At 68.8% G+C, this 26,070-nt stretch carries 27 protein-coding genes, 1 tRNA gene and 1 riboswitch; of the genes, 11 read left to right on the plus strand and 17 right to left on the minus strand.

Going from position 1 to position 26,070, the window contains the following annotated elements:
• Positions 1-85 precede the first annotated feature (85 nt).
• Complete coding sequence (locus tag ACU6XJ_RS06885) at positions 86-649, plus strand: Uma2 family endonuclease (RefSeq protein WP_476307775.1); 564 nt, start codon at positions 86-88, stop codon at positions 647-649.
• Here ACU6XJ_RS06885 and ACU6XJ_RS06890 read toward each other — a convergent pair.
• From ACU6XJ_RS06890 to ACU6XJ_RS06910, 5 genes are all read right to left on the minus strand, one after another.
• Positions 646-1,611 carry a 4-(cytidine 5'-diphospho)-2-C-methyl-D-erythritol kinase gene (locus ACU6XJ_RS06890; RefSeq protein WP_476307777.1) on the minus strand — a complete coding sequence of 322 codons (966 nt, stop codon included), beginning with the start codon at positions 1,609-1,611 and terminating at the stop codon, positions 646-648. The genes ACU6XJ_RS06885 and ACU6XJ_RS06890 overlap by 4 nt on opposite strands.
• Positions 1,612-1,677: 66 nt before the next feature.
• Positions 1,678-2,475, minus strand: a complete 798-nt coding sequence (locus ACU6XJ_RS06895) for a MetQ/NlpA family ABC transporter substrate-binding protein (RefSeq protein ID WP_476307779.1) — start codon at positions 2,473-2,475, stop codon at positions 1,678-1,680.
• A 20-nt stretch (positions 2,476-2,495) separates the two neighbouring features.
• The gene (locus tag ACU6XJ_RS06900) at positions 2,496-3,167 is read right to left on the minus strand and encodes a methionine ABC transporter permease (RefSeq protein ID WP_476307782.1); all 672 of its coding nucleotides are present in this window, start codon (positions 3,165-3,167) and stop codon (positions 2,496-2,498) included.
• A gap of 130 nt (positions 3,168-3,297) precedes the next feature.
• The gene (locus tag ACU6XJ_RS06905; protein ID WP_476307784.1) at positions 3,298-4,296 is read right to left on the minus strand and encodes a methionine ABC transporter ATP-binding protein; all 999 of its coding nucleotides are present in this window, start codon (positions 4,294-4,296) and stop codon (positions 3,298-3,300) included.
• A 151-nt stretch (positions 4,297-4,447) separates the two neighbouring features.
• A riboswitch (SAM riboswitch) is annotated at positions 4,448-4,535 on the minus strand.
• 91 nt (positions 4,536-4,626) lie between these two features.
• On the minus strand, positions 4,627-5,601 hold the full coding sequence (locus ACU6XJ_RS06910; RefSeq protein ID WP_476307787.1) for a helix-turn-helix transcriptional regulator: 975 nt from the start codon (positions 5,599-5,601) through the stop codon (positions 4,627-4,629).
• A gap of 61 nt (positions 5,602-5,662) precedes the next feature.
• Between ACU6XJ_RS06910 and ACU6XJ_RS06915 the strand changes: the two genes are divergently transcribed.
• Complete coding sequence (locus ACU6XJ_RS06915; protein WP_476307789.1) at positions 5,663-6,058, plus strand: DUF3224 domain-containing protein; 396 nt, start codon at positions 5,663-5,665, stop codon at positions 6,056-6,058.
• Positions 6,059-6,060: 2 nt separating this feature from the next.
• A complete protein-coding gene (locus tag ACU6XJ_RS06920; RefSeq protein ID WP_476307791.1) occupies positions 6,061-7,131 on the plus strand; it encodes a DNA glycosylase AlkZ-like family protein in 1,071 nt (356 codons plus the stop codon).
• 299 nt (positions 7,132-7,430) lie between these two features.
• Here the strand turns inward: ACU6XJ_RS06920 and rsmA are convergent, their stop codons facing one another.
• The 4 genes from rsmA to metG all read right to left on the minus strand — a co-directional run bounded on the left by rsmA (position 7,431) and on the right by metG (position 12,340).
• A complete protein-coding gene (rsmA, locus tag ACU6XJ_RS06925) occupies positions 7,431-8,315 on the minus strand; it encodes a 16S rRNA (adenine(1518)-N(6)/adenine(1519)-N(6))-dimethyltransferase RsmA (protein ID WP_476307793.1) in 885 nt (294 codons plus the stop codon).
• Positions 8,316-8,322: 7 nt separating this feature from the next.
• A complete protein-coding gene (locus ACU6XJ_RS06930; RefSeq protein WP_476307795.1) occupies positions 8,323-9,342 on the minus strand; it encodes a ubiquitin-like domain-containing protein in 1,020 nt (339 codons plus the stop codon).
• Positions 9,343-9,713: 371 nt separating this feature from the next.
• On the minus strand, positions 9,714-10,550 hold the full coding sequence (locus ACU6XJ_RS06935) for a TatD family hydrolase (RefSeq protein ID WP_476307797.1): 837 nt from the start codon (positions 10,548-10,550) through the stop codon (positions 9,714-9,716).
• The gene (metG, locus tag ACU6XJ_RS06940; protein ID WP_476307799.1) at positions 10,547-12,340 is read right to left on the minus strand and encodes a methionine--tRNA ligase; all 1,794 of its coding nucleotides are present in this window, start codon (positions 12,338-12,340) and stop codon (positions 10,547-10,549) included. The genes ACU6XJ_RS06935 and metG overlap by 4 nt, the downstream gene beginning before the upstream one ends.
• Positions 12,341-12,391: 51 nt before the next feature.
• Here metG and ACU6XJ_RS06945 point away from each other — a divergent pair, with 51 nt between their 5' ends.
• The 3 genes from ACU6XJ_RS06945 to ACU6XJ_RS06955 are packed head-to-tail and all read left to right on the plus strand — an operon-like array spanning position 12,392 to position 14,784.
• Positions 12,392-12,961 (plus strand): PadR family transcriptional regulator, encoded by a 570-nt coding sequence (locus ACU6XJ_RS06945; protein ID WP_476307801.1) that lies wholly within the window; start codon positions 12,392-12,394, stop codon positions 12,959-12,961.
• A gap of 51 nt (positions 12,962-13,012) precedes the next feature.
• Positions 13,013-14,023 carry an ATP-binding cassette domain-containing protein gene (locus ACU6XJ_RS06950; protein ID WP_476307803.1) on the plus strand — a complete coding sequence of 337 codons (1,011 nt, stop codon included), beginning with the start codon at positions 13,013-13,015 and terminating at the stop codon, positions 14,021-14,023.
• Between the two features lie 5 nt (positions 14,024-14,028).
• Entirely contained in the window at positions 14,029-14,784 is a 756-nt protein-coding gene (locus ACU6XJ_RS06955) for an ABC transporter permease (RefSeq protein WP_476313831.1), read from the plus strand.
• A gap of 55 nt (positions 14,785-14,839) precedes the next feature.
• Here the strand turns inward: ACU6XJ_RS06955 and ACU6XJ_RS06960 are convergent, their stop codons facing one another.
• Positions 14,840-15,232 carry a hypothetical protein gene (locus ACU6XJ_RS06960; protein ID WP_476307805.1) on the minus strand — a complete coding sequence of 131 codons (393 nt, stop codon included), beginning with the start codon at positions 15,230-15,232 and terminating at the stop codon, positions 14,840-14,842.
• Between the two features lie 216 nt (positions 15,233-15,448).
• Between ACU6XJ_RS06960 and ACU6XJ_RS06965 the strand changes: the two genes are divergently transcribed.
• On the plus strand, positions 15,449-16,765 hold the full coding sequence (locus ACU6XJ_RS06965) for an aminodeoxychorismate synthase component I (RefSeq protein ID WP_476307807.1): 1,317 nt from the start codon (positions 15,449-15,451) through the stop codon (positions 16,763-16,765).
• A gap of 90 nt (positions 16,766-16,855) precedes the next feature.
• Here ACU6XJ_RS06965 and rsmI read toward each other — a convergent pair whose 3' ends face one another.
• Positions 16,856-17,707 (minus strand): 16S rRNA (cytidine(1402)-2'-O)-methyltransferase, encoded by an 852-nt coding sequence (gene rsmI, locus ACU6XJ_RS06970; protein ID WP_476307808.1) that lies wholly within the window; start codon positions 17,705-17,707, stop codon positions 16,856-16,858.
• Positions 17,708-17,860: 153 nt separating this feature from the next.
• Between rsmI and ACU6XJ_RS06975 the strand changes: the two genes are divergently transcribed.
• Both ACU6XJ_RS06975 and ACU6XJ_RS06980 read left to right on the plus strand, forming a co-directional pair.
• On the plus strand, positions 17,861-19,321 hold the full coding sequence (locus ACU6XJ_RS06975; RefSeq protein WP_476313833.1) for a dolichyl-phosphate-mannose--protein mannosyltransferase: 1,461 nt from the start codon (positions 17,861-17,863) through the stop codon (positions 19,319-19,321).
• Complete coding sequence (locus tag ACU6XJ_RS06980; protein WP_476307810.1) at positions 19,285-20,223, plus strand: RluA family pseudouridine synthase; 939 nt, start codon at positions 19,285-19,287, stop codon at positions 20,221-20,223. The genes ACU6XJ_RS06975 and ACU6XJ_RS06980 overlap by 37 nt, the downstream gene beginning before the upstream one ends.
• Before the next feature lie 10 nt (positions 20,224-20,233).
• Here the strand turns inward: ACU6XJ_RS06980 and ACU6XJ_RS06985 are convergent, their stop codons facing one another.
• From ACU6XJ_RS06985 to ACU6XJ_RS07010, 6 genes are all read right to left on the minus strand, one after another.
• A complete protein-coding gene (locus ACU6XJ_RS06985) occupies positions 20,234-20,707 on the minus strand; it encodes a hypothetical protein (protein WP_476307812.1) in 474 nt (157 codons plus the stop codon).
• A gap of 297 nt (positions 20,708-21,004) precedes the next feature.
• A tRNA-Ala gene (locus ACU6XJ_RS06990) sits at positions 21,005-21,077 on the minus strand.
• 64 nt (positions 21,078-21,141) lie between these two features.
• Positions 21,142-21,897, minus strand: coding sequence for a divisome protein SepX/GlpR (gene sepX / locus ACU6XJ_RS06995; protein WP_476307814.1), 756 nt, complete (start codon positions 21,895-21,897; stop codon positions 21,142-21,144).
• 129 nt (positions 21,898-22,026) lie between these two features.
• Positions 22,027-22,689, minus strand: a complete 663-nt coding sequence (locus ACU6XJ_RS07000; RefSeq protein ID WP_476307817.1) for a GNAT family N-acetyltransferase — start codon at positions 22,687-22,689, stop codon at positions 22,027-22,029.
• A gap of 34 nt (positions 22,690-22,723) precedes the next feature.
• On the minus strand, positions 22,724-23,947 hold the full coding sequence (glp, locus tag ACU6XJ_RS07005) for a molybdotransferase-like divisome protein Glp (protein WP_476307819.1): 1,224 nt from the start codon (positions 23,945-23,947) through the stop codon (positions 22,724-22,726).
• 67 nt (positions 23,948-24,014) lie between these two features.
• Positions 24,015-24,905, minus strand: coding sequence for a UTP--glucose-1-phosphate uridylyltransferase (locus tag ACU6XJ_RS07010; protein ID WP_476307821.1), 891 nt, complete (start codon positions 24,903-24,905; stop codon positions 24,015-24,017).
• A gap of 36 nt (positions 24,906-24,941) precedes the next feature.
• Here ACU6XJ_RS07010 and ACU6XJ_RS07015 point away from each other — a divergent pair, with 36 nt between their 5' ends.
• Together ACU6XJ_RS07015 and ACU6XJ_RS07020 are read left to right on the plus strand one after the other, a co-directional pair.
• The gene (locus tag ACU6XJ_RS07015) at positions 24,942-25,538 is read left to right on the plus strand and encodes a 5-formyltetrahydrofolate cyclo-ligase (RefSeq protein ID WP_476307823.1); all 597 of its coding nucleotides are present in this window, start codon (positions 24,942-24,944) and stop codon (positions 25,536-25,538) included.
• A gap of 117 nt (positions 25,539-25,655) precedes the next feature.
• Entirely contained in the window at positions 25,656-25,988 is a 333-nt protein-coding gene (locus ACU6XJ_RS07020; RefSeq protein WP_476307825.1) for an FmdB family zinc ribbon protein, read from the plus strand.
• Positions 25,989-26,070 lie beyond the last annotated feature (82 nt).

Genomic DNA, 26,070 nt, shown 5'->3' on the forward strand with positions numbered 1-26,070 from the left:
AGACCTGACGGCTCACCTGGAGTTGGCTATGTCGATATTGGCTACGCCGCCCGTAGACTTGACCGCACCGGTCAAGGAGGGCTGCATGAGCGAGCCACTATTGGTCGTTCCCAAAGGTGGATGGACCGTCGACGACCTCGACGAGCTACCGGAATCACACATCCGGTACGAGTTGACCGACGGAGCGCTCACCGTGTCCCCCTCACCATCCAGCACCCACCAGGTCCTCGCTGGGCTCCTCATGGGCGAGCTTGGGAGACTCGCGCCTGAACCCTTGGCGGTCACGCAGGCCGTGGAGGTCCGACTGGCCCGGCAGACCACGCGCATTCCCGACGTGCTGGTCGTCAACAGCCCCGAACCTCATCGGCACTGGTTCGCGGCTCCGGAAGTGATCTTGGCAGTAGAGATCGAATCACCGGGCAGCCGCACGGATGACCGCGTCACAAAACCCGCGCTGTATGCGAACTACGGCATTCCGCATTTCTGGCGCATCGAACTCGAACCTCTCCGCGTGCACATCCATCACTTGGGAGCGGGCGAGACGTACCACGAAGCGGGCACGGGCGGCACCATCACCGTGCAAGAGCCGTTCCCGGTGGAACTATCGCTGTACGACCTACTGCCGAAGTGGGCGCGGTCCAAGAGTTAGGCGTGGACCTCCGGCGGGATCGGCCGGGGGGCTTCCTCGTTGGCGATGATCCGGGCGCCGGGGACCGGGCCGTGTGCGACTCGCACGGTGCGGCAGACTCCGGCGCCGGACAACTCGGCGGCGACCTTCACGGCGGAGTCGCCGTCGGTGCAGAGGAACGCGCAGGTCGGGCCTGAGCCCGAGATGATGCCCGCGAGTGCGCCCGCGTCCACCCCGGCGCGGAGGGTGCGGCGCAGTGAAGGACGCAAAGATACGGCGGCGGCCTGCATGTCGTTGCCGAGCAGCAGGGCGAGTTGGCGGGGGTTGCCGGAGGCCAGTGCCTCCAGCACCGGTTCGATGGCGCCGACGCGGGGCGGGCGGCCCTCGGCGCGGAGCCGGTCCAGTTCGGTGAAGACATCCGGTGTGGACAGTCCACGCCGGTCCAGCGCGATGACCCAGTGGAAGGTGTGCCTGGTCAGGACCGGCACCAACTGCTCGCCGCGGCCCGAGCCGAGGGCGGTGCCGCCGTGCAGGGAGAACGGCACGTCGCTGCCGAGTTTGGCGGCGATAGTGGACAGCTCGTCCCGCCCGATGTCCAAACGCCAGAGTGCGGCCAGGCCGACCAGGGTGGCGGCGGCGTCGGCGCTGCCACCGGCCATGCCGCCCGCGACCGGGATGTTCTTGCGGATGACCACGCGGACCTTGGGCTCCTGCGGGTCGCGTCCGGTGTGGACGGCGAGAGCCTGCACCGCCCGCCAGGCCAGGTTGGACGCGCCGGTCGGCACCGAGCCGACGCTGTCGCCGTAGACCTCAACCCCCGGTTCGTCGGCGACCGCCACCGTGACCTCGTCGGTCAGGGACAGCGCCTGGAAGACCGTACGCAGCTCGTGATACCCGTCCTTGCGCAAGTCCCCGATGGCAAGGTGCAGGTTCACCTTGGCCGGGACGCGAACGGTGACCGGAGGAGGCACGACAGCGAGCACCCTTGAAGCGTACGGGTGCCCGCCGTCGACAACACAACGATGTCCGCAGGCAATCGTCCGGATCACTCACGCGGGCAGCACGGCGCCCTGGAAATTGTTCCTGATGAAGTCCTTGACCTGCGGAGATGCCAGCAGCTCGGCCAGCAGCCTGATCCGCTTGTCGTCTTTGAGCTCGGGCCGGGTGACCAGGTAGTTCGCGAACGGGTTGCCCGCGGCGTCCTCCGCGGCCAGCGCGTCCTTGGCCGGGTTCAGGTCCAGTTCCAGTGCGTAGTTGCCGTTGATCACCGACGCGTCGGTGTCGGCGAGGCTGCGCGGAAGCTGGGCGGCGGTCAACTCGATGAACTGGAAGTTCTTGGGGTTGGCCGTGATGTTCTTCAGCGACCCGTCGCGCTCGATGCCCGGCTGCACGGTGATCAGGCCCTGCTTGGCCAGCAGGGTCAGCGCCCGCCCCTCGTTGGCGGGGTCGTTGGGCACCGCGATCTTGGCGCCGGGCTGCAACTCGGCAAGCGACTTGACCTTCTGCGAGTACACCCCGAGCGGCTCGATGTGCACCGGGGCCACCGCCGTCAGCTGGACGCCCTGCTTGGCCTGGAACTCCTCCAGGTACGGCAGGTGCTGGAAGAAGTTGGCATCCAGGTCCTTCTGCACCAGCGCGGTGTTGGGCACCACGTAGTCGTCGATCTTGCGGACCTCCAGCTTGAGGCCCTTGGCCGGGGCGAGTTCCTTGGCGACGTAGTCCAGGATCTCGGCGTGCGGTGTCGGGTTCGCCCCGACCCGCAGCGGCGCGTCCGGATCGGACGCGGCGCCGCCCCCGCAGCCCGCCACCGCCAGCAGCGCGGCGAGCAGTGTGATGGTGAGTTTCATCGGTTTCATCCCCTCGTGGATCAGGCCGACACGTGTCTGCGACGGTCGACCAGGCGTGCGGCCAGGTCGAAGACCAGCTGCACGATGAGCGTGAATACGGCCAGCACCGCGACGGAGGCATACAGCGCGGGCTCGTTGTAGCGGTTGTAGCCCTCGAACACGGCGTACTGGCCCAGCCCGCCGCCGCCGATGGCCCCGGCGATGGCGGTGTAGCCGACCAGCGCGACCGAGGTGACACCCGCGGCGGCGATCAGCGCCGGGGCGGCCTCGGCGAGCAGCACGCTGCGCACGATCCGCAGCCAACCCGCGCCCGTGGTGATCGCCGCTTCCACGACCGGCGCGTCGACCTCGCGCAACGCGTTCTGCACCAGGCGTGCGAAGAACGGGATGGCGCTCACGGTCAGCGGCACCACCGAGGCCGTGGTGCCGATGCTGGTGCCCGCGATCAGCCGGGTGACCTCGGTCAGCGCGAGCATCAGCACCAGGAACGGCAGCGACCGTCCGATGTCGACAACCGTGCCGAGCACTCGGTGCGCGATGCGCCGCGGCCACAGGCCCGCCGGGCTGGTGCTGTGCAGCAGCACGCCGAGCGGCAGTCCGAACAGGACGGCCATGGCCGTCGCGAGGAACACCATGTAGACGGTCTCGCCGGTGGGCGCCAGCAGTTCGGTCCAGTCGAAATGGCTTCTCATGCGATCACCGCAGGCCAACAGTTCCGATGGGCACCGCCGTGAGGGTGGAGGTCTCGGAGGCCGCTGCCGCCTTCGCGGCGTGTGTCGGCGCTTTGGACACCCTCGCCGGCCTCGGCACGATGGTCGGCCGTCATGCCACCCTCCCCGCGGGAATCTCGGAAACGGTCGCGCCCTGCGCGGCCAGCCAGGTCAACACCTCGTCGGCGCGTTCACCGTCCACCCCGATGCGGAACCGGGCGACCGGGGTGTCCGCGATCCGGGTCAGCCCGCCGCCCAACAGCGACAATTGCGCGTCGTGCCTGCTCGCCGCGGTGGGGAGCACACTGCCCACCGCCGCGAAGCCGACCAGCACCACCTCGGCCAGCCGCTGGTGTCGCGGCGTCTGCCCACCCGCGGTGGTCTCGGGCAGCAGGGCGTCGCCGACGCGGCTGCCGGGTGTGGACACCACGTCCAGCAGTGGCCCCTGTTCGACGATGCGACCGTCGTCCAGCACCGCGATGTCGTCGGCGATGCGGCGGACCACGTCCATGTCGTGGGTGACGATCAGGACCGTCACGCCCAGTTCGGTGCGCACCTGGTCGAACAGCTCCAGCACGGAGGCCGTGGTGTCCGGGTCCAGCGCCGAGGTCGGCTCATCTGCCAGCAGCACGGAGGGGTTGGCGGCCAGCGCCCTGGCGACCGCGACGCGCTGACGTTGCCCGCCGGACAGCCGGTCGGGGTGACTGCCCGCCTTGTCGCCGATGCCGACGAGGTCCAGCAGTTCGGCGACGCGGTCGCGACGTTGTCCGCGCGGCAGGCCGGAGGCCTCCAACGGCAGCGCGACATTGCCCGCCGCGGTCCGCTGACGCAGCAGCGAGTCGCCCTGTGGAACGACGCCGATGCGCCTGCGCGCGGCGCGCAGGGCCTTGCCCTGCAGGGCGGCGAGGTCGAGGCCGTCCACGGTGATCGAGCCGGAATCGGCCCGCTCCAGCAGCGCGATGCAGCGGGCGAGGGTGGATTTGCCCGCGCCGCTGGGTCCGACGACGGCGCACACCCGACCGGCGGGGACGCTCAACGTGACATCGTCGAGTGCCGTCACCCGCCCGGCCGGGCCGGGATAGGACTTTCGCAGTTTTTCTACGGTGATCACGAATGCTCCACATGGGCAAGCCGGTTCCCCAGGGAAGCGGCGGGTGTCAAGAGCGCGTTCGGGCGGGGATCGTCAGCGTCGACAGGCACCGGTCGACGCGGTGTGCCTGGCCGCCATCGCGACCTGCGACATCCGCGGGGAGAACACGACTCCTCCATCGTTCCTGGCGTTAGCACCTGCCCGGTGGGTGGTTGCTGCGGCGTCACAGAGCCAGGTCTCTCGGCCGCTCGGGATGGACTGAAGACCAGTACACGTCAGTGAGCCGAACAAAGGCAACTTGATATGCCCTTTACGCCGCCGATCGTTCGGCAAATCACAGCAAATTGACTCTCAAATCGCCCGAAAGTTCTGCCGGTAAAGATCACCGAGCCCGGTTACCGCGGCGATCATCCGTTCCCGCAGCCGCGCGGGCGCCAACACTTCGGCGTCCGGTCCGAGCCGCAGCAGCTCCTTCTCGGCGTGCTCCACCGACTCGATCGGGATCGTCACCCGCGTCCAGCCGTCCCGGTCCGGCACCGCCGTCTCCGCCGCGGCCCGGACCACGGCGGGGCCGAGCAGGAACAGAAAGCCCATGCCGCGTTCGGTCAGCAACACGACGGCCTGGTCTGTGAACAGTGCGGCTTCAAACCGCCGCGACCACTCCGACCAGAACCCCGCGAGGTCGAACCCGGTGGGCCGATCGAACCGCTCGCCGTGGTGGAGGTCGAAGATCCGCGCGACGCGGTAGGTGCGGATGTGCTCCCCGCCCCGCGCGACCAGGTACCAGCGGCCTGCCTTGAGCACCACGCCCAGCGGCTCCAACTCCCGCTCGACCGGCGGTGACCGGTCCCACCGCTGATAGCGCACGATGATCCGCCGCTGGTGCCAGACCGCGTCGGCGACCTGTTCCAGGCACGGCGTCCGCTCCGCGTCCCGACCCCAGGCCTGCGCGTCCAGGTGGAACCGCTGGCTGACGGTGGCATCGCGCAGTTCGGCGGGCAGCGCCGCGAGCAGCTTGAGCTGCGCGACCGCCAGCACCGAACCGAGCCCCAGCTGGGCGGCGGCCCCGGGCATCCCAGCGAACTGCAAGCTGCGGGCCTCGTCCGCGCTCAGCCCGGTGAGCCTGGTGCGGTACCCGTCCAGCAACTGGTAGCCGCCCGCGGGTCCACGGTCGGCGTACACCGGAACACCGGCGGCGCCGAGCGCCTCCAAGTCGCGGTAGACGGTGCGCACCGACACCTCGAGCTCATCGGCGAGCTGTCGCGCCGTGAGCCGCCCGCGGGTCTGCAACAACAGCAACACCGACAACAACCTGCTCGCCCGCATGCCTCAAGTCTGCACCCATACCTGACAGGAGTTGTCAGCTTCTCGGTGCAGGATCGGCGACATGAGAGCAGACGCGAGCTTCGACATCACCGCCTGGGACGAATCGCCCTACCACGAGTCCGAGGGCCGAAAGCTGGTCAACGCCGAGGTCACAGTGGCCTACGCGGGCGATATCCAGGGCGAATCCAGCTGGCGGTCGCTGATGGTCTACCGGCTGGACGAGGACGCCACCTACGTCGGCCTGGAGCACTTCACCGGCTCGATCGGCGGTCGCCGCGGCACCGTCGTGTTCCAGCAGACCGGCGTGTTCTCCGGCGGGAAGGCCGACACCCGGCTGACCGTCGTCCCGCACACCGGCACAGGCGAGTTGCGCGGTCTGACCGGCAGCGGCGGCTATGTTGCCGGTGAGGGCAGGCACGTCGCAGGCGTGCACCTGGACTACGACTTCGAGGACTAGCGATGGACGTCAGCCGCGGGCAGGTGCTGGCCTACCGGATCTTCGCGGGCGGGCTGCACCGCGACACCGCGGACCCGTTCGCGCTGGCCGCGCTGGACCTCGGTGTGCAGGAGACGCGGGAGACCGCGGTGCAGGCGCTCGCCGCGCGCCTGCCCGCGGTCACCCCCGACCTGCTGAGCGGCTTCGCCATGGCCTGGTCACTGCGCGGCGCCCCGCACCTGCACCGGCCCGCCGACCTGCCCCGGCTGGCGAAGGCCCTGTGGCCGCTCAGCGACTCCGACGCGGCGACCCGGATGCTCTTCGACCCCTCGCATGGCTTGGCCGCGTTGACCGAGGCGGCGGCCGCCATCGCGGAGGTCGTGGACGGCCCGATGACCAAGGGCGCGGTGAGCGAGGCGGTCACCCCAAGAATCTCCCCCGCCCTGACCAAGTTCTGCCGCGGTTGCGGCACCACGCACATCCACGAACAGCTGATGCGGCTGGCCGCGCTGCCCGCGGGCACCCGGCTGGAGGTCGACACCAGCCCCGCGACGCTGGCCCCGATCCCCCGCTGGCGCGGCATCCCCACCAAGGCGACGGGCACCACCGACCTGCTGGACGTCTTCTTCCGCCTGCTGGGCCCGGCTCGCAAACCGGACGCGGCGGCGTTCTTCGGCACGCAGCAACGAGAGCTCGACGGCGTGTGGCCGGAGCTCACCGAGATCAGCGTGGCGGGCCGCAATACCCTGCTCCCGCCGCGATACGTCCAAGCCCTCCTCGACGCCCCGCCCCCGGACTTCGTGCGCCTGCTGCCGCCCTACGACCAGTACCTCTCCGCCCGCGACCGCGACCTGCTCGTCCCCGACAAGGCCCAGCAGAAGGAGCTGTGGCGCATCCTCGGCAACCCCGGCGCGCTGCTCGTGGACGGCGAGATCACCGGAAGCTGGCGCGCCAAGAAAGCGGGCCGAAAGCTGGACATCACAGTCACCGCCTTCGTCCCGCTACCCAAAACCACCCAACGCCTGCTCACCGACGAGGCCGAACGCCTGACCACGGCCCGAAACCTCGAACTCCGCAGGGTGTCGCTCACCTGACCTGGACATACCCCCGCCCTCCCAGGGGGGCGACCCCGGGTCCAGCCTATCGGCCTCACCCGTCAGGGCAAGATCGAAAAGCCGCGTTGTGGATAACCGGGGCGCCTGTGGATAACACGCCGCGCGAGAGGGGTCGTGGAAAGCAGCGCGAGGGAAATGTGCTACGGCGCAGTGGTCAGCGTGCGGCGATTCAAGTGAAGTCGTGCACGGTGAGCGCGCCGCGGAGACCTGATCACATGGAGCGGACAGCTGCCCCGATGCGGGTGAAGTCGTGTACGCCTGGCGCCGCGCCGACCTGATCACGGCGACTGGGAGGCCGCCGCGATGCGGGTGAACTCCCCGACAGTCAACTGCTCACCGCGGGCGCCGGGGTCGACGTCGGCGGCGCGGAGGATGCGCTCGGCTTCGGGGGCGGAGCCCGCCCAGCCCGCGAGGGCGGCGCGCAACGTCTTGCGACGCTGGGAGAAAGCGGCGTCCACGACGCGGAACACCGCCACACGGTCCACATCGGACGGAGAGTCGCGGCGGGTGAACGACACCAGGCCCGAGTCCACGTTGGGCACCGGCCAGAACACCGCACGCGGCACCGCGCCTGCCCGTGACACCGAGGCGTACCAGGCCATTTTTACGCTCGGCACGCCGTAGACCTTGCTGCCGGGTGCGGCCGCGAGCCGGTCGGCGACCTCCGCCTGCACCATCACCAGACCGGTGCGCAGCGTCGGCAGCGTGGCCAGCAGGTGCAGCACGACCGGCACCGCCACGTTGTAGGGCAGGTTCGCGACCAGCGCGGTGGGCGCAGGGTCGAGGTCGCCGCCGAGCTTCAGGGCGTCCTGAGTCAACACCGTCAAGCGGTCGGCGAGGCCGGGCGCCCGCTCGGCCACCGTCAACGGCAGCTGCGTGGCCAGCACCGGGTCGATCTCCACCGCGATCACCCGCTCGCAGGCGGACAGCAGGCCCAGCGTCAGCGAACCGAGACCGGGCCCCACCTCCAGCGCCACATCGGAGGGTCGCAACCCGGCCGCGGACACGATGCGGCGCACCGTGTTGGGGTCGTGCACGAAGTTCTGGCCAAGCTTCTTCGTCGGCTTCACGCCCAGCCGCTCGGCCAGCCGACGAACGTCGGCCGGTCCCAGAAGCCCGCTCGGGGAGCTTCCAGGACCGGCCGAGGTCACAGTTTCCTTCACCGCGGGATTATCGCGGCAGGCCCAGCTTCTTGGCGCAGGCGGGCCAGGCACCGTAGCCGCCACGCGAGTCGCGGACCTTGGTCGCCGTCGCGATCTGCTCTTCGCGGGACGCCTGGTGCGGGTACGCCGCGTACTGATCGCCGTTGTAGGCGTCCCAGGTGCTCTTGTTGAACTGCAGGCCGCCGTAGTAGCCGTTGCCGGTGTTGATGGCCCAGTTGCCGCCCGCCTCACACTTGGCGAGCCGGTCCCAGACCTCACCGTCGGCGATCTCGATCGCCTTGGTGCCGACGCGGACCACGGTCTCGGTCGCTTCCTTCACGACCTTGACCTCGAGCTCCTCGCGCTTGGTCTCCTTGCCGTTGAGCTTGGTGATCCGAAGCTTGACGATGCGCTCGCCGTCCGTGCCTTCCTCCTCGACCACTTCCTTGCCCTTGGGCAGTTCGGGGTCCTTGATCTCCTTGCGCGGGGACTCGACGGGCTGCTTCTCCGTCAGCTCGTCGACCCGGAGCCTGGTGACCTCGATGCGCACGCCGCTCTCCAGCGGGGTGCCACCGGCGGGTTTGACGGTGTCCTGACCCTCCAGCGCGACGCCAAGCTCCTTGAGGAGTTCCTCGACGGTCGCGGCGTTGGTGCCGACCTCGCGGGCCTTCTGACCGCCGTCGAGCACGGTCACGACCTTGGCGGTCTTCAGGTCGAGGGAGATGCCCTCCAGCGGGATGCGGTGCGAACGGTCGGCGGAGAGGACCGCGCCGTCCACGTGCATGCCCAGCTGACGCAGGGCGTCGCCGACGGTCAGCGCGGTGGTCCACAACTTGCGCTCGCGGCCGTCGACTCGCAGCGTGACAGGCCTGCCGCGCTTGAGCACGATCCGGCCGCCGTCGCTGATCCTGGCGCTCACCGCAGGGGCCAGCGTGTCGTTCTCGCGGGCCTCCAGGTCGGCACTGCCAAGTGCACCGGCCACCGTCGAGGCCATGGTGTGCACCGTGCGGTTTTCGTCATCGACGCTGATGGTGATCGTCTTGTCCATCGCGATTGCGGTAGCCCCACCGCCGGTCGAAACCAGCAGAGCAGTGATGACCGCCGCTCTGACGAACGTGCGTTTGTCCACCTGTCGTCCAGTCCTAGAACTTCCGGGCAGGGGTGAGTGGACGTCAGCTTGGCTGCTGTCCCCCCGACTGGACGAGCTACCTGTGCTTCCGCGAAATTCAAGATCGACGCTGGCGTCGTGCTGTGCTCCGACGCGCTCCCGCCGTGTCGCGGCGCCACCCGGAATGTCCCCATCCCGGCTTCCGGGTACGGGACCGTAACGGGCAATCAGGTCCGTTGCCAACACGACGGTGTCTTCTGTCGGATGAGTCACACGACCGGAGTCATAGGGCGTACGTGAGTGACGAGCAGTCACGGCGCCGCAACCTCCCTTAGTCCAAACACCCGTTCAGCGTTAGAAGTACTGGTGGTCACTAGTTCGTGGACCGAAATCTCACGCAATGTAGCCAAGTTTTGGATCGTGTAGGGCAGACAGTACGACTGGTTCACCCGTCCGCGGTAGGGGTGCGGCGTGAGAAAAGGAGCGTCAGTTTCAACCAGTAACTGGTCAAGAGGTACCAACCGGGCCGCCTCGCGCAAGGAAACGGCGTTTTTAAACGTCACGGTGCCCGAGAAGGACAGGACATATCCGGCATCCACGCACCGTCGAGCCATGTCCGCGTCACCGGAGAAGCAGTGGAAGACGACCTGCTCCGTAGCGCCCTCCTCGGCGAGGATCCGCAGCACGTCCTCGTGGGCGTCCCGGTCGTGGATCATCAGCGGCTTGCCCAGCCGCTTGGCCAGGTCGATGTGCCAGCGGAACGCCTCCTGCTGCGCGGCGGGCGGCGAGTAGTCCCAGTAGTAGTCCAGCCCGGTCTCACCCACCGCCACGATCCGCGGCTCGGCGGCCAGCCGCTCCAGCTCCTCCTGCTCCTTGGAGCCGAAGTCGCTGGTCCGCGTGGGGTGCAGTGCGATGGCACCGAACACGCGGGCGTCCCAGCCCGCCGCCTGCGCGACCCAGCGGGCCGATGGCAGGTCGTCGGCAACGGTGATCACGCGGCCGACACCGACGGATTCGGCTCGGTCGAGCATCGCGGCGACGTCGGCGGCCGTGACGCAGCCGCAGGCGTCCAGATGTGTGTGGGCGTCGACGGCCGATGCCGGAAGCGCTGCCTCCGGCACCGGGGCCGACTCGCGTCTGCCGCTCATGGCTTGATGGGCGCCCACTCCGGGCCGGTCTCACCCAGCGCCGGATCAAGCTTGGCGAACAGCGGGCTCGGCTTGCCCAGCGGCTTGCCGACCTCGATCGGCCTGCTCTCCCACTTCGCCTGTTCGTTCGCGTAGTCGCCGGTCAGCACCGGGTAGCCGCGGCCCTCGATGTCCAGGTCCTCGACGTCGGTGATCTCCGGCTGCGCCGCCCACACGCCCGTGCCGCCCAGCAGTTCGTGCACCTTCTGCGCCGAATGCGGCAGGTATGGCGTGAGCAGCGTGTTCGCGTCCGACACGACCTGCAGCGCGGTGTGCAGCACCGTGTCCCGGCGCTCCGGATCGTCCTTGAGCTTCCACGGCTCCTGATCGGACAGGTACTTGTTCGCCGCGCCGACCACGCGCATCGCCTCGTTGAGGCCCTGCTTGAACCGGTTGTGGCGCAGGTGCTCGCCGACGGTGCCGAAGGCCTTCGCGGACAGCTGCTTGAGCTCGGCGTCAGCGTCGGTCGGCGCGACCGGGTCGGGGATGGCGCCGACGTTCTTGGCCGCCATCGCCACCGAGCGGTTGACCAGGTTGCCCCACTCGTTGGCCAGCTCGAAGTTCACCCGGCGCACGAACTCCTCCCAGGTGAAGTCCACGTCCTGGGTCTCGGGTCCGGCGATCGAGATGAAGTAGCGCAGCGTGTCCGGGCCGAACTCGCGCAAAAAGTCGTTGACGTAGATGACGGTGCCGCGCGAGGTGGAGAACTTCGAGCCGCTCATGGTGAGGAACTCGCTGGAGACCACCTCGGTGGGCAGGTTCAGCTCGCCGAACGGTCCCCGCGTGCCGCCCTTGTCACCCTGGCCGTTGTGGCCCATCAGGATCGACGGCCAGATCAGCGAGTGGAAGACGATGTTGTCCTTGCCCATGAAGTTGTAGATCTGGGCGGACGGGTCGTTCCACCAGGCCTGCCAGGCGTCGGGGTCGCCGGAGCGGCGGGCCCATTCGACGGTCGCCGAGAAGTAGCCCATCACCGCGTCGAACCACACGTAGAACTTCTTCAGCGGCTGGTCCCGCCAGCCGTCCAGCGGTACCGGCACGCCCCAGTCCAGGTCGCGGGTGATCGCCCTCGGCCGCAGGTCCTTGATCATGTTGGTGGTGAACTTGACGACGTTGGGCCGCCAGTCCACCCGGCTCGCCAGGTACTTGCCGATCGACTCGGTGAACGCGGGCAGGTCGAGGAACAGGTGCTCGGTCTCGGTGAACTTCGGCGTCTCACCGTTGATCTTCGAGCGGGGGTTCTTGAGGTCCTGCGGGTCAAGCTGGTTGCCGCAGTTGTCGCACTGGTCACCACGCGCGCCGTCGTAGCCGCAGATCGGGCAGGTGCCCTCGATGTAGCGGTCCGGCAGCGTGCGGCCGGTGGACGGGCTGATGGCGCCCAGCGTGGTCTTGGTGGTGACGTAGCCGTTGTTGTACAGCGCCAGGAACAGGTCCTGCACCACTTGGTAGTGGTTGCCGGTGGTGGTCCGGGTGTAGAGGTCGTAGCTGACACCGAGGCCGTGCAGGTCCTCCGCGATGAGGCGGTGGTACTTGTCGACGGTCTGCTGGGCGGTCAGCCCCTCCTTGTCGGCCTGCACCGTGATCGGCGTGCCGTGCTCGTCGGAGCCGGAGACCATGAGCACCCGGTGACCGGCCATTCGCATGTACCGCGAGAAGACGTCGGAGGGCACACCGATACCGGAGACGTGGCCGATGTGCCGCGGACCATTGGCATAGGGCCACGCGACGGCGGTCAATACGGGGATGCTCACGGCGGCTTAGCCTACGGCTGTCAAGGTCGGAGAATCGAATGGGTATCGCCAATGTCTGCAACACGCCTGCTTGTCCTCGGAGTCGTCCGGCAGATCGGGCCTGCCCACGGCTACCGGGTGCGGCAGGAATTGCAGGGCTGGCACGCCGATGAATGGGCCAACACCAAACCGGGCTCGATCTACCACGCGTTGAAGAAGCTGTCCGCCGACGGAATGCTGCGGGCCTCCGAGGACGAGGACGCCGAGGGAAAAGTCGAGCGCACCGTCTACGAGATCACCGAAGCGGGTGACGCCGAGTTCCTGCTCCTGCTGCGCAGGCTGCTCACCAACCACGAATGCACGATCAGCGAACTGTGCACGGGCGTGGTGTTCATGACCTCGCTCACCCGCAAGGAACTGACCTTCGTCTTCGGCGATCGGGCCCGTGACCTGGCGGCGAAGTCGGCCGCGCTGCCCGGGTCGTGGGAAAGCCTTTCCGAGTTCGGCGCTCCGTCGCAGGTCGGCCTGATGTTCCGGCTCTGGCAGTACCTGCTGGCCGCCCAGGCCGACTGGTGCAAGTCGGTGCTCACCGACCTTGACGAGGGAAAATACGAGCTTCAGGGCGACACGTCGACGCCGTAAATCCGTGGACACCTCAGGTATGGTCAAACTTGATTAGAACTGAGGGGGATCATGATTTCTGCACGCGGGCTCGCCCGCAGCTTCCACTCCCGCACCGGCACCGTCGAGGCGGTTCGCGGCGTCGATCTCGACGTCGCCGCCGGTGAGCTCGTCGGCTTCTTGGGGCCCAACGGCGCGGGCAAGACCACCACTCTGCGCATGCTCACCACGCTGCTCAGCCCCACCGCGGGTACCGCGACCGTGGCGGGCTGCGACCTGCTCACCGACCCGGTGGGCGTGCGTCGCCGGATCGGCTACGTCGCCCAGGGCGGCGGCGTCGGCCATGAGGACGTCATCGGCGACGAGTTGCAACTGCACGGCCGGATGTATGGCATGACCAAGCAGGCGGCCCGCGCCAAGGCCGCCGAGCTGATGGAGAAGCTGGAACTCACCGGCATGGAGAAGCGGCGGGCCAAGACGCTCTCCGGCGGTCAGCGCCGCAGGCTGGACATCGCGATGGGCCTGATCCACTCGCCGACGCTGGTGTTCCTTGACGAGCCGACCGCGGCGCTGGACCCGCAGAGCCGCAGCAACCTCTGGGAGCACATCCGCACCATGCGTGGCTCCGAGGAGGTGACGGTCTTCCTCACCACGCACTACCTGGAGGAGGCCGACGCGCTGTGTGACCGGGTGCTGGTCATCGACCACGGCAAGATCGTCGCCGAGGGCAGCCCGGACGAGCTCAAGCGCCGGGTGTCCGGTGACGCGGTGGTGCTGACGGTGCAGGGCGCGGATGGCGCCGCGGCGCACGCCGCCCGGATCGCCGAGGGCCTGCCCGGTGCGCACGAATTCACCGTGGACGGCGCCGAGGTGCGGTTCCGGGTGCCGCATGGCGACCAGTCGCTGCCCGTGCTGCTGCGCGAATTGGACGGCGCGGGCGTGGGCCTGGCGTCGGTGAGCGTGCACCGGCCGACGCTGGACGACGTATTCCTGACGCTGACCGGGCGCACGCTGCGCGATGCCGAGGAGTCCTGGAACCAGCCCGCGGCCACGCCGGACGAGCCCGTGAAGGTGGGTGCCTGATGCGCGTGCTGCACGACACGATGCTGGTGTTCAGCCGGTCGCTGCGCCAGCAGCTGCGCAACCCGGTGTGGGTGCTGATCGGGCTGGCCCAGCCGATCATGTACCTGGCGTTGTTCGCGCCGCTGCTGGAGAAGTTCGTCCAGGTGCCGGGCATGCCGCCCGGCGACGCCTGGCTGATCTTCACCCCCGCCCTGCTGATCCAGCTCGCGCTGTTCAGCTTCATCGGCGTCGGCTTCGGCCTGCTGTATGAGTACCGGATGGGCGTGATCGAGCGGATGCGGGTCACTCCGGTCAGCCGGGTCGCGCTGCTGGTCGGGCGGCTGGGCAAGGAGGTCGTCTCGATCCTGGTGCAGGGCATCCTGCTGGTGCTGATCGCCATTCCGTTCGGGCTGCGGGCCTCCATACCCGGCGTGCTGGTGGGCCTGCTGGTGCTCGCGTTGCTGACCGGCGGGCTGGCAGCCATCGGATACGGCATGGCGCTGCGCCTGAAGAGCGAGGAGACCATGGCCCCGATGGCGAACATGATCATGGTTCCGCTGCTGTTGCTGTCCGGTCTGCTGCTGCCCATGCAGATGGCGCCGGGCTGGCTACAGGCGGTGGCCGCGATCAACCCGCTCAGCCACGTGGTCAACGCGGAACGCGCTTTGTTCCGCGCCGATTTCGGTGACCCGTCGGTGTGGATCGGACTTGTCGTCGCGGCCGCGGTCGCAGTGCTGGGCGTGATCTTCGGAACGCGCACCTTCCAACGCGAAAACGCCTGAAATCGGCAATTGGCGGCCGAGTCGCCCACTCGGCCGCCAATTGCTTTTCTTCGCCCTAGCGCTTGATCGTGAAGCAGGGCAGACCCTTGGGGATCCACCGGTTGCCGTCGTAGCGGTAGCCCTCGGCGCAGATGCGGTCACCCTCGCGGAACGCCCGGTCCAGCTTGACCCAGTCGCGGTAGGTGCGGAAGGCGTCAACGTACTCGTTCTTGGTGGTCACGTCGAAGCCGGGCCCCCAGACCCTGGCCTTGGTCGATGCGTTCATGTTCTGCGTCCAGACCGCCACCTCCAGGGTGCCGATCCACAGGCCGTGGTCACGCGAGATCAGCGTGGTGGCGCCGTTGTTGAATTCGCCCGCCGCATGCGCCGTACCGGTCAGCGAAACCAGCATCGCGAGGCTCGCGGCCGCACTGGCCACAACCGTGACAATTCGCTTCAGAGCCGACATGAATTCGTCTCCCCCATTTCATCCGAACATTGCGATGGGAAATTAACATGTGCATTTGAAGATCACCGGGCGATTGCCCCCATTGTGTGATTGCTCATTCCCCATCGATTCGGCCACGCGGGCACGGCCGACGTGATAGGGGACGCAGGTGTCATATAGGCCACCATCGGGCCCGCGGGCTCACCTCTTCGATGCAGGAGAGGCGATGATGCAGCGATGCGAGTCGTGGTCAGGCCGCTGGCAGGCGCCGCCCCGCCCGAGTTGGTGCTCCGGCGGCTGGCGGCCCGCGCCCGGGCCCGCGGCCTGCCGCCGCCCGCGGCCCTGATCGGGGACTGGTTCGACGGCTCGGCCGTGCTCGCCCCGAGCGTGGACATCCGCCCGGTGACGGGAGCGTCGGAGGCCTTCGCGATCCCGGCCCGCCAACCCGTGCTCAGCGTGGACACCGAGGTACCGCCCACCGCCATCGGCGGCGGCTGGATCGGCTACCTCGGCTACGGCCTGACCGATCCGGTGTACGCCGAGCGGGCGCTGCCCAGGGCCGCCTGGGGGTGGGCCGACCACCTGCTGCGCCGGGACCGGCACGGCCGCTGGTGGTTCGAGGCGCTGGTCGCCGCCGACGAGCCCACCGCTCTGGCCGCCGAACTGGCGGCGCTGGTGGTCGACGGCCCCGAGCCGCCGTCACCAGGCTGGCGGGTCGGCCACGCGGAGATGCCCACCGAGGCGTCCCACCAGGCGGCGGTGCGGGGCTGCGTCGAAGCGATCGGCGCGGGTGAGATCTTCCAGGCCAACATCTGCGGCCGTTTCGGGTGGGAGTTCGCGGGCGACCCCGTGGAAGTGTTCGCGGCGGGCTCGGCCCGGCTGCGTTCCACCAGGGCCGCCTACGTCGCGGGCGACTGGGGCGCGGTGGCGTCGCTGTCGCCCGAGTTGTTCCTGCGCAGGCACGGGCGCCGGGTGTCCTCCAGCCCGATCAAGGGCACGCTGCCCCGCCGCGGCAGGCAGGACGAGCGCAACGCGGTGCTGCTGCGACAGTCGGTGAAGGACGTCGCCGAGAACGTGATGATCGTGGACCTGGTCCGCAACGACCTCGGCCGGGTGTGCCGCACCGGCACCGTCACGGTGCCGGAACTGCTGGCGGTACAGCCCGCTCCCGGCGTCTGGCACCTGGTGTCCACCGTGGAGGGCCAGTTGCCCGCGACGGTGGACGACGCGGCGCTGCTCGCCGCGACGTTCCCGCCCGGCTCGGTGACCGGCGCCCCGAAGATCCGCGCCTGCGAGCTCATCGCGGAGTTGGAGTCGGCGCCCCGCGAGGTCTACACCGGCGCGATCGGCCTGGCCTCCCCCGTCGCGGGCCTGGAGCTCAACGTCGCGATCCGCACCCTGGAGTTCGCAGGGGACCGTCTCTGGCTCGGTGTCGGCGGCGGCATCACCGCTGATTCCGACCCGGCAGCCGAATGGCAGGAGTGCCTGCACAAGGCGGCGCCGCTGGTGGAGTTGCTGAACCTGCACTCCGAGGTGCCGCGGGCGGCGTTGTAGCCCCGCCCTCCCCGGATTTGGTGTCCAAGTTCGGTCTTATCACATCGTCCGGCCGGATTCTGGACACTAATTCGGAAGCAGAGGGCCGTTTCAGGGCTTGCGGCGGGCGGTGAGAACCGCGTCGTACAGTGCTTTCTTGCTGACGTTGGCGCCCGCGACCTCGGCAGCGGCCTCCTTGAGGCGTGCGCCGTCGGCGACCCGCTGCTCGACCTCGGCGATCAACGCGGCCAGGTCCGGCTCCTCGCTGCCGGTGGCGCCCTCCAGGACCACGGTGATCTCCCCCCGCACGCCGTCAGCCGCCCATTCGGCCAGTTCGGCGAGGGTGCCGCGACGGACCTCCTCGTAGGTCTTGGTGAGCTCCCGGCACACGGCGGCGCGCCGGTCCGCGCCGATCACCTCGGCGGCGGCGGCCAGCGTCTCGGCCAATCGGTGCGGCGATTCGAAGAACACGACGGTACGGCGCTCGGCGGCCAACTCGCCGAACCAGCGCCGCCGCTCACCGCCCTTGCGGGGCGCGAAGCCCTCGAAGCAGAACCGATCACAGGGCAGCCCCGACACCGCCAGCGCCGTGGTGACCGCCGAGGGCCCAGGCAGGCAGGTGACAGGCAGGTCCTCCGCCGCGCAGGCCGCGGCCAGCCGGTAGCCGGGATCGGACACGCTGGGCATGCCCGCGTCGGTCACCAACAGCACCGTCTGCCCGGTCCGCACGGCCTCCACCAGGGCGGGCAGCCGGTTGGTCTCGACGGCGTCGTAGAAGCTGACCACCCTGCCCGTGATCGACACGCCGAGGGCGGCGGCCAGCGACCGCAGCCGCCGAGTGTCCTCGGCGGCGATCACATCAGCGCTGCCCAACGCCTCGATCAGGCGCGCACTGGCATCGCGCACCTCACCGAGCGGGGTCGCGGCCAGCACCAAATGTCCGGACTCGGATACAGACTTCACTCCAGCGAGCCTACGATCCCTCCCGTGAGTGTCCTTGCACCCCACGCACCCGACTCGGACGAGCCGATCGGGGCATCGGCAGCACCGCACCCGGACGCGAGCGGCGAAGAGGACCGACGTTCGCTCGATCCGGTGGAGCGACTCGTCACGCCGATGCCCACCGACCGGCTGCGCGGCTGGCTCGTCACGCTCAGCCTGGCGCTGATCGGCGGCATCGTCCGGTTCTGGAACCTCGGTCATCCGACCGACAAGGGCACCCCGATCTTCGACGAGAAGCACTACGTTCCGCAGGCCTGGCAGGCGTGGCGCAACGGTGGGTACGAGGACAACCCCGGCTTCGAACTCGTGGTGCACCCTCCACTGGGCAAACAGCTCATCTCGGTGGGCGAGATGCTGTTCGGCTACACCGGTTGGGGCTGGCGGTTCACCGCGGCCGTCGCGGGCACCCTGTCCATCCTGCTGATCATCCGCGCCGCGCGCAGGATGGCCCGCTCCACGATGCTCGGCGCGATCGCGGGCATCCTGCTGATCTGCGACGGCGTCAGCCATGTGATGTCCCGCATGGGCATGCTGGACATCTTCATGGCGTTCTTCGTCATCGCCGCGTTCGCCGCGCTGCTGGTCGACCGCGACCAGGTCCGCTCCCGACTGGCCAGAGCCGTCCGCGAAGGCTGGGTCAACGACACCATCTACGGCCCCGCCCTGGGCTTCCGCTGGTGGCGCTTCGCCGGAGCCCTGTGCCTGGGCCTGGCGATCGGCGTGAAGTGGTCCGGCGTGTTCTTCGCCGCCGCGTTGGCCATCCTCACCCTGCTCTGGGACTACACCGCCCGCCGCGCCGCCGGTGTCCGCGACCCGATCCTCGGCGTCATCCGCCGCGATCTGCTCCCCGCCCTGTGGGCGTTCCTGATCATCCCCAACCTGGTCTACGTGGCCACCTGGTGGTCCTGGTTCGCCAGCGAAACCGGCACCGACCGCCACAAAGCCACCGCCGACGGCTTCATGGCGATGGCCCCCGAGGCCCTCCAGGGCCTGTGGGTGTACACGAACAAGGTGCTGGAGTTCCACAGCTCCCTGGTCACCGGCCTCAACGGCGCCGCCCCGCACCCGTACGAGTCCAAGCCGTGGAGCTGGCCGATGGGCCTGCGCCCGATGCTGTTCTACTTCGAGGGCCAGCTGCCCGGCGGCTGCGGCGAGTCGACCTGCGTCGGCGCCACGATGCTGATCGGCACCCCGGCGATGTGGTGGCTGGCGTTCCCGATGCTCGGCTGGTCGCTGTGGCGCGTGTTCACCCGCTACGACTGGCGCTACGCCGCCGTCCTCGTCGGCTACTGCGCCTCCTGGCTGCCGTGGTTCCACAACATCGACCGCCAGATGTACTTCTTCTACACAACGCCCATGGCCCCATTCCTGGTCCTGGGCCTGACCCTGATCCTCGGCGAGATCCTCGGCAAAGCCCGCTTCGGCAACGAACGCCGCGGCACCGGCCTGCTCATCGTGTCCCTCTACATCGGACTGGTGGTAGCCAACTTCGCCTGGCTCTGGCCCATCCTGGTCGGCGATCCGATCACCAACGAGCGGTGGCAGGCCGAACTCTGGCTGCCAAGCTGGCGTTGAAAAGCCCCCTGCCGCAACGCCACGGCCTCGACGCGGCCCGCCTGCGGCTCCCGCTCGACGGCCCGTGGACCACCCTGCGCGACCACCTGGCCGACCGCCTGCCCGTCCCTGCGGAGCGCATCGAGGAGATGCTGCGCGAGCAGCGCATCGTCGGTGTGGACGGTCCCCTTGGGCTGGACGCCCCGTTCACACCGGGTGCGTTCATCTGGTTCCACCGCGACCTTCCCGACGAGGTCCCGGTGCCGTTCGAGATCACCGTCGTGCACCGCGACGACCGCATCGTGGTGGCCGACAAACCGCACTTCCTGGCCACCATGCCCCGCGGCCGCCACATCCTGGAAACAGCCCTGATCCGCCTCCGCCGCTCGCTCGACCTCCCCGAGCTAAGCCCCGCCCACCGCCTCGACCGCCCCACCGCGGGCCTGCTGGTCTTCGTCATCAACCGCCCCGACCGCGGCGCCTACCAAACGCTGTTCCGCGACCGAAAGGTCGCCAAGACCTACGAAGCCATCGCCCCCCACGACCCGGCCATCACACTCCCCCGGACCATCCGCAGCCGCATCATCAAGGAACGCGGCATCCTCCCGGCCTTCGAGGTCCCTGGCGAACCCAACAGCGAAACACTGGTCGAGTTGCTGGAACACCGCAACGGCCTAGGCCGCTACCGCCTGACTCCGATAACCGGCCGAACCCACCAACTCCGCCTCCACATGAGCAGCCTCGGCCTCCCCATCCTCGGTGACCCCTTCTACCCGACGTTCACCGACAAGCCCCTGGACGACTTCACCGAACCTCTCCAGCTACTCGCCAAAACGCTGGAGTTCACCGATCCACTCTCTGGCGAGCACCACCGGTTCACCAGCACCTTGACCCTGCATGCATGGCCCTGGCCCACTGAGTGATCGCCGGCCGTCAGCCGTGCATCCCCCATTGATCCTGGGGCGTACGCCGGTTGGTTTCACAACGTCGGAATAGGTAGTAGCCGACAGTACACCCCTTAATCGCAACATTCTGGCCAGACGACATGAATTTGTCTCGACTCTGCTGACCCTGTTCAACGAAGACAAAGGAACCATTGACCAGTTCCCACCCTTCATTGCAGATCAAGTTGAGAATTGTGCTCGGATCGCTCGTTCTCTGCGAGGTGGCACTCCCCACCATCACAACGATGATCGCCTGTTGGCTCATCACGTCCATCGAGTACTGAAACACCTGGTCACCTCGACCGAACGCCATCCGCGCCAACCCAGCAGGCGAACTGAAGAACGCGCGCTGCTCTCTTTCCCTCTCAGCCGCGAGCTTCCGTTGCTCGGACTCCCGGCGCTGTTGCTCCTTGAGCGCCGACTCTTCCGCGATTTGCTCCGCTGTTTTCTTCATCCAGCCCAAAGCGCCTCCCCGGTAGATGCGAAGCGCTCATTTCACCAATTCGCGAAGCCGAATGGGTCGCAGTCGAGCGACAAAGCGCCAACGGTCTGAGCGATACCAACCGTGGCGGACCTCGACATGCACCCACGCGCCAGATCACGATGGTGATCTACGCGCAAGCTTCATCCATCACGACACAGCAGGCCCTCAATTGGCTTGGGAACAGCCGCCGCAGTAGGTAGCCGTTGCTGTACTTCGCTGCTGTGCGGGCATGAAAAAAGGCCGTCCATTGCCCCATGGACGGCCTTTGACCTGCTGTGGAGCTGAGGGGAATCGAACCCCTGACCTTCTCGATGCGAACGAGACGCGCTACCAACTGCGCTACAGCCCCGAAGTGCTGGTGAAGCTTAGCAAGGGGTGGCGGTGGGGTGTAGCGGGGGGTTGGCGATCAAGGGTCAGAGGCCGGAGGCGCGGCGGTAGTAGTAGTCGTCGCCGAAGTATTCGAGCTCGTCGAAGGCCGGATCTTCGTCGTCGAGCTCCACCACGGAGGTGCCGGGGTGGGGGGCTCGGGGGGCCTTGGGGCGCGGCTCGGGTTCTTGGGGGCGGGTGGGGTGGGCTTGGCCCTGCATGCGTTCCCTGGCGGCCTCGTACATGCGGTCGTGGGCCTCCGCGGCGGGCCTGCGGCGGGCGGCCATCCGCGCTGTGCGGCGGCGGCGGATCTCCTCCTCGATGCGGACCTGGCGGCGCAGGTAGGTGAGGTAGGCGGCCAGGGCCAGGTCCACGGCGGCGTGCACCCACCACAAGCTGGGTAGGAAGAAGCCTCCTACCAGCGTTCCTACGGCCAGCAGGAGCATGAGCAGGACGATGCGCTGGCGGCGGGAGTAGCGGGCCTGCGCCAGCATGGCCGCGGTCTGCGGGTCGAAGCCGCCTCGGCCGGGGCGGTAGGCCCTGGAGTGGGATTCCTCGTCGGCGTCGTCGGGCTCCTCGTCGTAGTACTCGTCTTCCGGCATGTCCTGCGTTGGCTCGTCTCTGGCGTCCGGCATGGCATAGACCTCCTCCACCCGGGCGCGCAGACTTCCACGCCGCACGACCCTGGCGGCCAGCGCCGAGTCCGCGGTCCGGGCGACTTCCTGCCGCCGCCGCGCGACCATGGGCACGAGGACGACCAGCCATGCCACCGCAAGTGCCGCGAAAATCAACGAGCTTGGCATGCCCCGTCACCTCCCCCTAGCCACGAGCAGCAGACCTGCGCTGGCCACGCTAGTCACAGGAGTCACGCCGGCGTCGGAGACTCGCCGCGCTTGATCGGTTTCGGTACTAATCGTGATCGTCCGAATGGATCACCCGTGACGGGCGAAACCGCCGTCGACCAGGCGTTGCACCAGGCTACGCCGGACTTCCTCCGCCGTCAGCGCGAAGCACAGGTGGTCGCGCCAGTCGCCCGCCACGCTGAGGTAGCGGCGGAACAGGCCCTCCTGGCGGAAGCCCGACTTGGTCAGGACGCGGACGCTCGCGGTGTTTTCCGGGCGCACGGTGGCCTCCAAACGGTGCAGGCCCACCGCCGAGAAGCAGTGGTCGACGGCCAGGGCGACGGCCGCGGTGGCCACCCCGCCGCAGGTGCGGCCGCTGGTGACCCAGTAGCCCACCCAGCCGGAACGCAGGGCGCCGCGCACGACGTTTCCGATGGTCAGCTGGCCCGCGAACACGCCGTCCACGGTGATCACGAACGGCAGGGCCTGGCCGCGGCGGGCCAGCCTGCGCAGCGCGGAGCACTGGGCGGGCCAGGCCAGCATGGCGTTGCGCTCCTCCCAGCCGCCCGCGGCGTCGGGCTCCCATGGCTCCAGGTGGGCGCGGTCGGCGAGCCTGGTCCTGCTCCACGCCCCGGCGTCGCGCCACCGCGGCGCCCGCAGTTCCACCCGCCCGGCGGCGACCAGCAGCGGGCCGAGCGTGGTCGGCCAGCCGGGGTGCCGATCGCTGTCGGCACCGACCCTCACCTGCTCCACCAGGTGTACTTTCCCGTCCGTATTCGTCACTGCCTCAACTACGCTGCGCCAGGAACGTCACCTGGACCTCGTCTCCCGCGGCCAGTTCGGTCACATCATTGTCGATCATCGCCAGGCAGTTCGCCTCGGCAAGAGAGGCAAGCAGATGGGCCCCGGCCGTGCCAAGGGGCTGCACGAGATAGTCCCCGTTCGAGCTGTCCCGCAGCAGCTGCCCCCGCACGAAGCCCTTCCGGCCCTTGGTGGAGCTGACGGCTGACAGGAGACGGGCGGTCACGGTTCTGCGGTGCGGGTTGTTCTTGCCCAGCGCGGCCCTGATCAGCGGGCGGACCAGCACCTCGAAGATCACCAGGGCGCTGATGGGGTTGCTGGGCAGCAGGAACGTGGGCACCGCGTCGGGGCCCAGCCTGCCGAAGCCCTGGACCGAGCCGGGGTGCATGGCGACCCTGGTGACGTCCATGTCGCCGAGTTCGCTCAGCGTGGCCTGCACCTCGTCGCCGTCGGCGCCGCCGACACCGCCTGCCACCACCACGATCTCGCTGAGCAGCAGCCTGCCCTCGACGATCTCCCGCAGCCGCCGCGGGTCGCTGCTGGCGATGCCGACCCTGGACACCTCGGCGCCCGCATCGCGGGAGGCGGCGGCCAGCGCGTAGGAGTTGACGTCGTAGATCTCGCCGGGGCCGGGCGTGCGGTCGATGTCGACCAACTCCTCGCCCACCGAGATCACCGACACCCGCGGCCTGGGGTGCACGAGCACCTTGTCCCTGCCGACCGCGGCGAGCAGGCCGACCTGGGCGGCACCGATCACCGAGCCGCGACGGACCGCGACGTCGCCGGTCTGCACGTCCTCTCCGGTGCGGCGGACGAAGGCCGCGGAGGGCACCGGCTGGTTGACGGTCACCCTGGCCGGGTGGGCGTCGGTGTAGTCCGTTGGCACCACGGCGTCCGCCAGCGTGGGCAGGGGTGCTCCGGTGGCCACCCGCACCGCCTGCCCGGGCTGGAGCCTGCGGGGCTGGCGGGAGCCCGCGCCGATCTCCCCGACGACGGGCAGCACCACGGGTTCCGAGCCCGCCTGCTGCACGTCGACACTGCGCACCGCGTACCCGTCCACCGCGGCTTGGTCGAAGCCGGGCAACGCGCGCTCGGCGACCACTTCCTCGGCGCAGAGCAGGCCCTGCGCCTCGGAAATGGCAACCCGCACCGGCGAAGGGCGTACCGCCGCGGCGAGTACGCGGGCGAGCTGTTCGTCTACCGACCTCATGTTTTCCAGACCTCACGACGCATGCGAAAAGTTCCCGCGGCGCCCGAGCGGCCTCCTCCCGAGATGCTCAGTCGGCCGCGAGCCGGTCCCGCAACCATTGCCGCAGTTCAGGACCGTACTCTGGATGTTGGAGCGCGAAGTCGACCGCCGCGCGGAGAAAGCCACCCGGGTTGCCCAGATCGTGGCGGCCACCGCGGTGCACGACCACGTGCACGGGGTGTCCCTCGGAGATGAGCAGGGCGATGGCGTCGGTGAGCTGCAACTCGCCGCCGGCACCGGGGGTGATCCGCTTGAGTGCGTCGAAGATCACGCGGTCGAGCAGGTAGCGGCCCGCGGCGGCGTAGGTCGATGGGGCGTCCTCGGGCTTGGGCTTCTCCACCATGCCGTTGACCTTGAGCACGTCCGGGGTGTCGGTCTCCTCGACGTCGAACACGCCGTAGGCGGAGATCTGCTCGCGGGGGATGTCGAAGGCGCACAGCACGCTGCCGCCGAACCGGCCGCGAACCTCTGCCATCGTGGTCAGCACGCCGGTGGGCAGCACGAGGTCGTCGGGCAGCAGCACCGCCACTGCCTCGTCGTCGCCGTCCAGGTTGCCCTCGGCGCAGCCGACGGCGTGGCCGAGGCCGAGTGCCTGCTCCTGGATGGCCACCTCGGCCTTGATCAGCTCCGGACCGCGTCGGATCTTCTGTACCAGTTCGGTCTTGCCCCGCTCGGCGAGCGTGGCTTCCAGGTCATGATTACGTTCGAAGTGCTTGGTGACGGAGCTCTTGTCCGGAGAGGTGACGATGACAAGCCTGGAGGCACCCGCTTCGGCGGCCTCGGCGGCAACCAGTTCAATAGCGGGTGTGTCGACAACAGGCAGTAGCTCTTTGGGCACGGACTTGGTCGTCGGCAGGAACCGTGTACCCAGTCCGGCGGCAGGAACGATCGCGGTCTTGAAGACACTCGACGAGCTCATACCGGCTGAGCCTAATGGGCACCTACTGTGAGCAGAGTGACACCGTCGACCACGCCTCCCACGGACAAGCAGAGCTGGCGCTCGCTGGTGCTTTCGCGCCGCAAGGCCGTCTCGGTCCACCACCGCGCCGCGGAGGCCTCCAGCCTGTCTCGGCGGATCACCGGTTGGGCTTCCGCGCTGGAGCCGGTGACCATTTGCGCCTACGTTCCGGTGGGCTCGGAGCCGGGCACCGCCCAGGTTCTCGACGACCTCACCGCGCTGGGTCATCGGGTGCTGCTGCCGATCGTGGTCGGCCGGGAACCGCTGGACTGGGCCTTCTACCTGGGGCCGGACTCGCTGCGGCGGGGTCCGATGGGGATGTTGGAGCCGCTCGGGCAGAGCCTGGGGCCGACGGCCATCACGATCGCGGCGTTCGTGTTCGTGCCCGCGCTGGCGGTGGACCGCAGCGGCCTGCGGCTGGGCCGCGGCGCGGGGCACTACGACCGGTCGCTGGAGCTCGCGGGGTCGGACACCAAGTTCATCGCGGTGGTGCGGGACGAGGAGGTCGTCGAGAAACTCCCCGGTGAGCCGCACGATGTGCCGATGCACGCGGTGGTCACACCCGGCCACGGGCCTCTGGCGCTGCCCATGTGAGCTATGACACTGCACAGGCTCACGTGCCTGGGGCGTTTCCCAGGTGGGAAGCTGCGGGCTATCATTTTGGTTAGCACTCCATGGGGTTGAGTGCCAGATATCCCGCCCGGAGGAGCCGTGCCCACCTACCAGTACGCCTGCACCGAGTGCGACCACCGCTTCGAGGCGGTCCAGTCGTTCAGTGACTCCGCACTCTCCGACTGCCCGGAGTGCTCCGGTCGGCTGCGCAAGCTGTTCGGCGCCGTGGGCATCGTGTTCAAGGGCAGCGGGTTCTACCGCACGGACAGCCGCTCGGGCGGCAAGAGCGACTCGGGCGCAGGCGCAGGCGAGTCCAAGCCCGCTGCCTCGTCGGACTCGAAGAGCGGCGACTCCAAGTCCTCTGATGCCAAGCCCGCGTCGAGCAGCACCTCGACCTCGACGAGCTCCTCTACCACAGCCAAGGCCTCTTAGGTTTTCGCCGACCCCGTTTTTCGGCGAGTTATCCACAGGACAGCCGGTTGTCCACAGCCACGCAAATTGATCCCCATCGGCC

This window comes from Actinorectispora metalli (genome assembly GCF_056323685.1).

What these genes read in the sequence shown, in the direction of transcription:
- ACU6XJ_RS06960 (WP_476307805.1), bottom strand. Translation starts at nt 15,232, where the DNA reads ATGTCGGCTCTGAAGCGAATTGTCACGGTTGTGGCCAGTGCGGCCGCG.
- ACU6XJ_RS06910 (WP_476307787.1), bottom strand. Translation starts at nt 5,601, where the DNA reads ATGCGGGCGAGCAGGTTGTTGTCGGTGTTGCTGTTGTTGCAGACCCGC.
- ACU6XJ_RS06935 (WP_476307797.1), bottom strand. Translation starts at nt 10,550, where the DNA reads ATGAGCGGCAGACGCGAGTCGGCCCCGGTGCCGGAGGCAGCGCTTCCG.
- ACU6XJ_RS06945 (WP_476307801.1), top strand. Translation starts at nt 12,392, where the DNA reads ATGTCTGCAACACGCCTGCTTGTCCTCGGAGTCGTCCGGCAGATCGGG.
- glp (WP_476307819.1), bottom strand. Translation starts at nt 23,947, where the DNA reads ATGAGGTCGGTAGACGAACAGCTCGCCCGCGTACTCGCCGCGGCGGTA.
- ACU6XJ_RS06975 (WP_476313833.1), top strand. Translation starts at nt 17,861, where the DNA reads ATGCCCACCGACCGGCTGCGCGGCTGGCTCGTCACGCTCAGCCTGGCG.
- ACU6XJ_RS06930 (WP_476307795.1), bottom strand. Translation starts at nt 9,342, where the DNA reads ATGGACAAGACGATCACCATCAGCGTCGATGACGAAAACCGCACGGTG.
- ACU6XJ_RS06965 (WP_476307807.1), top strand. Translation starts at nt 15,449, where the DNA reads ATGCGAGTCGTGGTCAGGCCGCTGGCAGGCGCCGCCCCGCCCGAGTTG.
- ACU6XJ_RS06900 (WP_476307782.1), bottom strand. Translation starts at nt 3,167, where the DNA reads ATGAGAAGCCATTTCGACTGGACCGAACTGCTGGCGCCCACCGGCGAG.
- ACU6XJ_RS06895 (WP_476307779.1), bottom strand. Translation starts at nt 2,475, where the DNA reads ATGAAACTCACCATCACACTGCTCGCCGCGCTGCTGGCGGTGGCGGGC.
- sepX (WP_476307814.1), bottom strand. Translation starts at nt 21,897, where the DNA reads ATGCCAAGCTCGTTGATTTTCGCGGCACTTGCGGTGGCATGGCTGGTC.
- ACU6XJ_RS06915 (WP_476307789.1), top strand. Translation starts at nt 5,663, where the DNA reads ATGAGAGCAGACGCGAGCTTCGACATCACCGCCTGGGACGAATCGCCC.
- ACU6XJ_RS06885 (WP_476307775.1), top strand. Translation starts at nt 86, where the DNA reads ATGAGCGAGCCACTATTGGTCGTTCCCAAAGGTGGATGGACCGTCGAC.
- ACU6XJ_RS07010 (WP_476307821.1), bottom strand. Translation starts at nt 24,905, where the DNA reads ATGAGCTCGTCGAGTGTCTTCAAGACCGCGATCGTTCCTGCCGCCGGA.
- ACU6XJ_RS06920 (WP_476307791.1), top strand. Translation starts at nt 6,061, where the DNA reads ATGGACGTCAGCCGCGGGCAGGTGCTGGCCTACCGGATCTTCGCGGGC.
- ACU6XJ_RS06950 (WP_476307803.1), top strand. Translation starts at nt 13,013, where the DNA reads ATGATTTCTGCACGCGGGCTCGCCCGCAGCTTCCACTCCCGCACCGGC.